The sequence below is a fragment of the Microcystis sp. M_QC_C_20170808_M9Col genome, assembly GCF_007095495.1.
Classification (GTDB): Bacteria; Cyanobacteriota; Cyanobacteriia; order Cyanobacteriales; family Microcystaceae; genus Microcystis; species Microcystis aeruginosa.
In genome coordinates this window covers 1-5,371 of record NZ_SFBZ01000320.1, presented here as the reverse complement: position 1 = coordinate 5,371, position 5,371 = coordinate 1, and the positions used below count along the sequence as shown (strand labels likewise).

At 43.3% G+C, this 5,371-nt stretch carries 6 protein-coding genes; 3 read left to right on the top strand and 3 right to left on the bottom strand.

Annotation, left to right across the window (positions count from 1 at the left end; genetic code table 11):
- Positions 1-441: 441 nt before the first annotated feature.
- Both EWV68_RS20365 and EWV68_RS20360 read right to left on the bottom strand, forming a co-directional pair.
- Positions 442-654: a type II toxin-antitoxin system HicA family toxin gene (locus tag EWV68_RS20365; RefSeq protein ID WP_002732521.1), complete on the bottom strand. Its 213-nt coding sequence runs from the start codon at positions 652-654 to the stop codon at positions 442-444.
- Positions 647-853 (bottom strand): type II toxin-antitoxin system HicB family antitoxin, encoded by a 207-nt coding sequence (locus tag EWV68_RS20360; RefSeq protein WP_002733171.1) that lies wholly within the window; start codon positions 851-853, stop codon positions 647-649. Before EWV68_RS20360 ends, EWV68_RS20365 begins: the two co-directional genes overlap by 8 nt.
- Before the next feature lie 396 nt (positions 854-1,249).
- Here EWV68_RS20360 and EWV68_RS20355 point away from each other — a divergent pair, with 396 nt between their 5' ends.
- A complete protein-coding gene (locus tag EWV68_RS20355; protein ID WP_061432678.1) occupies positions 1,250-2,200 on the top strand; it encodes an NAD-dependent epimerase/dehydratase family protein in 951 nt (316 codons plus the stop codon).
- 128 nt (positions 2,201-2,328) lie between these two features.
- On the opposite strand, the gene EWV68_RS20350 is transcribed toward EWV68_RS20355, so the two are convergent.
- A complete protein-coding gene (locus tag EWV68_RS20350; RefSeq protein WP_002761304.1) occupies positions 2,329-3,270 on the bottom strand; it encodes a DUF1517 domain-containing protein in 942 nt (313 codons plus the stop codon).
- Between the two features lie 235 nt (positions 3,271-3,505).
- Between EWV68_RS20350 and EWV68_RS20345 the strand changes: the two genes are divergently transcribed.
- Entirely contained in the window at positions 3,506-4,765 is a 1,260-nt protein-coding gene (locus EWV68_RS20345; protein WP_287170858.1) for a phosphopantothenoylcysteine decarboxylase domain-containing protein, read from the top strand.
- Between the two features lie 43 nt (positions 4,766-4,808).
- Positions 4,809-5,108 (top strand): 2Fe-2S iron-sulfur cluster-binding protein, encoded by a 300-nt coding sequence (locus EWV68_RS20340; protein ID WP_002761301.1) that lies wholly within the window; start codon positions 4,809-4,811, stop codon positions 5,106-5,108.
- The last annotated feature ends 263 nt before the right edge of the window (positions 5,109-5,371 follow it).

Genomic DNA, 5,371 nt, shown 5'->3' with positions numbered 1-5,371 from the left:
CTATCTTTCTCTAAAAAAATGGAGAATCACGTTGGGGCTGTTTGGTATTTTATCCATGACTACAATGCACAGCAAAGCAAAGGATTAAGCCGCCATCACTACTACCGAATCACCACCAAATCCTAGTTAATCAAATAATCAAAAAAATCATAGTTTAGACTATGTGAATGATTGAATGAGGACTATAATAGCAGGATGACTACAATTATATCCCAGAGATCATAGCCGAGAAAAACCCTAGTTAATCAAATAATCACAAAAATCATAGTTTAGACTATGTGAATGATTGAATGAGGACGATGATTGTTAGGGTTATGGCGCGATTATTACGATTATATCCCAGAGATCATAGCCGAGAAAAATCCTAGTTAATCAAATAATCAAAAAAATCATAGTTTAGACGGGATTGGGTGCGTTGTTCGTTCATGGGTTGAGATTGTTTTATAAAAGTTTTTTAAATTCTTCAATAGTTAATCCTGAACCTTTAATAATTGTTCCCATTGTATAGGCATTAATTGGATTAGCCCTTGGAATAGTGAGAATATGTTGTCCATCAGTCATGGTAATATGTTTTCCCTGTCGAACAATCTGAAATCCTGCTTTTTCAAATGCTTTAATTGCTCGTTGATGATTAATTCCAGCAAGACTAGGCATGATTTAATTCAACTTCTACATAATAAGATTCGATCCCTTGATTTAATTCTGCAGCAACTTCTAAATAAGACTGAATTGCATCTTGAATATTATTGAGTGCTTCTTCTTTAGTTGTCCCTTGAGAAGCACAACCGGGTAAACTAGGACACCAAACGGCATATCCCTCTTCTGTTTGTTTGAGATTGACTTGATATTGCATATTTTATAATCCCGTACTTAATTGAAAATTAGGCAGAACCTAATGAACAATGATTTGATGGTCAAAATCTTAGCCGCCAGTGCCGTTGACAGCGAGAGGAGGTAGATGTTAATCCTGTAGTTGATGAGGAGTTTTGGGACTTTAAGGAACTGAGTAGATAAGGTCAGTTCGGGGTTTGTTAGGTCATAATGACTGGCAAAACCAGAGATTCGGGAGCCTTGTGCAGGTCAAAGCCTGAGTTGGCCATCGAATTTTAGACCTAACTCCTCGGAATTTGAGAACTCTATCAATATGCGATTACCCTGGGGGTTGGGGGAGATTCTGCTAATCTAAGAATAAGCGGTTTAAATGCGTCTTAGCTTACAATCGATACAAAATATCAACGACTAGGATTAAATGGCTACTCATATTGTTACTGGTGTCGCAGGTTTTATCGGTTCTAACTTGGCACAAAAGCTTTTAGAACAAGGAGATCAGGTGATCGGTATCGATCAATTTAACGATTATTACGACCCCAGTTTAAAGCGCAAAAATGCCCATATTCTAGCAAAATATCCCGAATTTAAGTTAATTGAAGCGGATATACAAGCCCTTGACTGGCGACAACTGTTGCAAGGAGTAGAAGTATTATTCCATCAGGCAGCCCAAGCAGGAGTCAGAGCAAGCTGGGGTGATGGATTTCGTCAATATACCGAAAGGAATATAAATGCCACTCAAATTATTCTTGAGGCCGCTAAGGAAACCCCTTCTTTACAACGGATGGTTTTTGCTTCCACTTCCTCGGTGTATGGCAATGCGGAAACGATGCCGACTCCCGAAACCCTTTGTCCCCAACCAGTTTCACCCTACGGCATCACCAAATTAGCGGCAGAAAGACTCTGTTGGCTATATCACCAGAATTTTAACGTTCCCGTCACTGCCTTGCGTTATTTCACCGTTTATGGACCGCGGCAACGTCCCGATATGGCTTTCCATAAGTTTTTTCAAGCAGCGATCGCAGGTAAACCGATCGGCATCTACGGAGATGGCAAACAAACCCGCGATTTTACCTTTATTAGCGATGCTGTAGCCGCTAATTTAGCCGCTGCCCTAGTGCCGGAAGCGGTGGGGGAGGTGTTTAATATTGGTGGTGGTAGTCGCGTGGTATTGTTGGATGTCTTGGATACCATGGCAAAAGTCATCGGTAAACCTATCGAGCGATCGCATCAAGGACTCGCCCGGGGAGATGCCCGTCACACCGCCGCCGATGTCACCAAAGCCCGTACTATTCTAGGTTATAATCCCCAAGTCTCTTTAGCCGAAGGATTAGCCCAAGAATGGCAGTGGATTCAGGAATTATATTGTTAATGGTTAGGGTGTGTTAGGGCATCGTGACACACCTAAAAATCCCATCACGGGAGCAATTGCTTAATAATCAAAAAATCTCCCCGTAAAAGGGAGATTTTGGCCAATATCTAGGGTTATACCCCGACAAATTACACCAATTTCAGATCGGGATAATTAGCGAGAATGTCGTCTTGACTGAGAATATCACCCTCGCTTTGAGGAGTCCAAATCACTTCTACCGCTAAAAGTCGATCGCCTCCCATACTACCAATTTGTTGCAGGGCTTGTTTCAAGTCTTGGGAATCATTAATTTTGGCTAGAGAAAATTTACCGACAATGCCGGCTAAAATAGTCACCAAAATATAGCCTTCCGGTGCGGTTTTAGCTAATTCTCCAGCCGATTCGGGTAAAATATTTTCTTGAGAACCTTGACGCAGTTGATTATTGTAATTAGTTAAGGTTTCCGCCGTTAGTTTACCGCGTTCGTTGAGAGACCACTGATTAAACTTCGCTTCTGCACTGCTGAGGCTGGTTTGTTGGCAATCGACGTTACCATAAACCCAGTATTCCGGATGACGTAACAGGGCGAGGGCCGATTCTTGTAAGACTTCGACGCGTCCCTCGGAGGTGCTAGTATCCACAGTTAGGGCGATTTGATTTAATTCTTGTTGCAGATAACGGGCATTAGCCAACAAACCCACCTGTACTTTAGCCACGGAGACGGTTTCATAACCGGATTCTATCGTCATACCATTCTCATCACTGCCTCCACCATTACGGAAAGCATTAACGAGGAAATTGGCAATAGCAAAAAAGATTAACAGAGAAATTAAGCCACCGCCACCACCACCCCAAAAGAAGGGTAAGAGGAAGGGAAAACCAATACCTCCACCGTAACCGGGGGAACTGTAACCACCACCTCTAGAAGGGCTAATACTGCGACTAGGGGCGCGAAAACTACCGCCCCCCATTCTACCCCCCGATGCCGCCAAAGCACTGGAAACATTGCCTAAAATCAGCGTTGTCACTAATCCTAGAACTAATAGCGGCTTGGCAAGCGATCGAACTTTAGTTAAAATTTTGTCAATCATAAGAACACCGAAGCAACCCTTTATTTACTAGGATAACCAGTTTCTCGGTCAGAGATAGACAAATCTTGAAATCAGTTATCAGTGATCAGTGATCAGTTAGAAGGTGTTGGGTATTGAGATTTTAGGGTTTTGGGGTTTTGGGGTTTTTTAGTTGAATTCCCCCATTTCCCCATCCCCCCATTCCCCCACTCCCCACTCCCCACTCCCCACTCCCCATCTCCCAACCCCCAAATTTATGACTTGGAATTTCTCTTCTCCGACGGATTCGCCCTTAAGCGATCGCGAAGTACCCTTAGAAAGTCATCATCTCTGGGGTAAACGTATTGCTTTACTGGTGACAGGAGGGATTGCGGCCATGAAAGCGCCGCTAATTGCCCGATCTTTGCGGAAATTCGGGGCTACAGTCGTGGCTTTTGTCTCGGAAGAAGCTTTAAGATACGTCACTAAGGAAGCTTTGGAATGGAGTACGGTTAATCCCGTAATTAGCCAATTAACGGCAAAAGCAGAACATTTAAGCGATCAATCTCCCTTTGATCTTTATTTAGTCGCCCCCGCTACCTATAACACGATTAATAAGTTTCGTTACGGAATCGCTGACGGAGTGATCACTTCATGTTTGGCCTCGGCCTTGGGACGACAGGAAAAGGGAAAAACTAAAATTCTGCTTGTCCCCACCATGCACGGCAGTTTACATAATGCTATTCTGACCGAATCTTTGCAAACTCTCGATCGCTGGGGAGTCCAGATTATGTCACCCCGGGATGATTACGGTAAGCACAATCTCCCCGGGGAAAAAGAGATTACCGTAGCAGCCTGTGGGATTCTCAGTAATTCTGTCCTGAAAAATAGGCCGATTTTAGTCACTGGTGGACCCACACCCGTTATTATCGATAATATTCGTCGTTTAACCAATCGTTTTACCGGACAATTAGGAGTCGCTATTGCAGAAGAATTGTACCTGCGCGGGGCAAAGGTGCAATTAATCCACGGACGCGGCAGCTATACACCTCCCGCTTATTTACCCCATGAAATTATTGAAACTTATGACGAGTATCTAGGGAAGGTTATGGGAGAATTAGGCAGTAAAGATTATAAATTTGGGATTTTTTCGGCAGCAGTGGCAGATTATCGCTTAGAAAGCCCTTTTTCTGGCAAAATTCCCAGTGGTGGGCCGTTAAATCTTAATTTTGTGCCGACGGAAAAAGTGATTGACAAGGTGAGAGAAAAATTTCCCGATTTAGAGATGGTGACTTTCAAGTATCAGGAGGGAGTCAGTCAGGAGGAGTTACTGGAAATCGCCCGTAAACGCCTAGAAAAGGGCTATCAGGCCGTCATTGCTAATAGGGGTGAGGAAAAGGGCGATCAAGGGGAACAGGTGGCTTATTTGGTCACAAAAGCGGCATTGGGGAAATTTATCGGCAAAAAAGCGATCGCTATTGGCATCGCCGAATATTTAGAACAGCGAGCCAAAAATGTTACAATCAAAAAAATTTAATATTTTTTAATATTAATTTGCAAAAATTTAGGGTAACACAGTCATGGGTAACATCAACTTCGTCAAAGAGAATAAGATCGTGGTAGCGGCAGATGGAGCGAATTTACGAGAGAAAGCAATCCAGAATGGCGTTGATATCTACACTTTTGGCGGTAAATTGATGAATTGTGGCGGTTACGGTCAGTGTGGTACTTGTATAGTGGCAATTGTCGAGGGGATGGAAAATCTCTCGGCCAAAACCGACTTTGAACAGCGCTGTCTGAAGAAAAAACCCGAAAATTATCGTTTAGCCTGTCAAACCAGCGTTAATGGCCCTATTAGCGTCCAAACTAAACCAAAATAGCATTTAAGCGTCATGCCCCACCCCCAGCAACGCACCGGTGGGGAAGGTGCGGCGATCAGAACCATTGAGGCGTTCGATACCAGTGAAAATTGCCAGACAATATCACATAATTCCCTGAGGGACTTTTTCAGCAGACCCTAATTGGGGTTTGCTGAATAAATCTAAAAACCTTACAGGAAAGGGCTTTTAGCTTGATTGAGAGCTTCCCAAATGCACTTAAATCTGCTAGAATCTCTTAAAACCCTTGCATCACCCTTGCATCA

Coding starts and splice junctions, on each gene's coding strand:
- EWV68_RS20365 (WP_002732521.1), bottom strand. CDS start 654: ATGCCTAGTCTTGCTGGAATTAATCATCAACGAGCAATTAAAGCATTT.
- EWV68_RS20360 (WP_002733171.1), bottom strand. CDS start 853: ATGCAATATCAAGTCAATCTCAAACAAACAGAAGAGGGATATGCCGTT.
- EWV68_RS20355 (WP_061432678.1), top strand. CDS start 1,250: ATGGCTACTCATATTGTTACTGGTGTCGCAGGTTTTATCGGTTCTAAC.
- EWV68_RS20350 (WP_002761304.1), bottom strand. CDS start 3,270: ATGATTGACAAAATTTTAACTAAAGTTCGATCGCTTGCCAAGCCGCTA.
- EWV68_RS20345 (WP_287170858.1), top strand. CDS start 3,506: ATGACTTGGAATTTCTCTTCTCCGACGGATTCGCCCTTAAGCGATCGC.
- EWV68_RS20340 (WP_002761301.1), top strand. CDS start 4,809: ATGGGTAACATCAACTTCGTCAAAGAGAATAAGATCGTGGTAGCGGCA.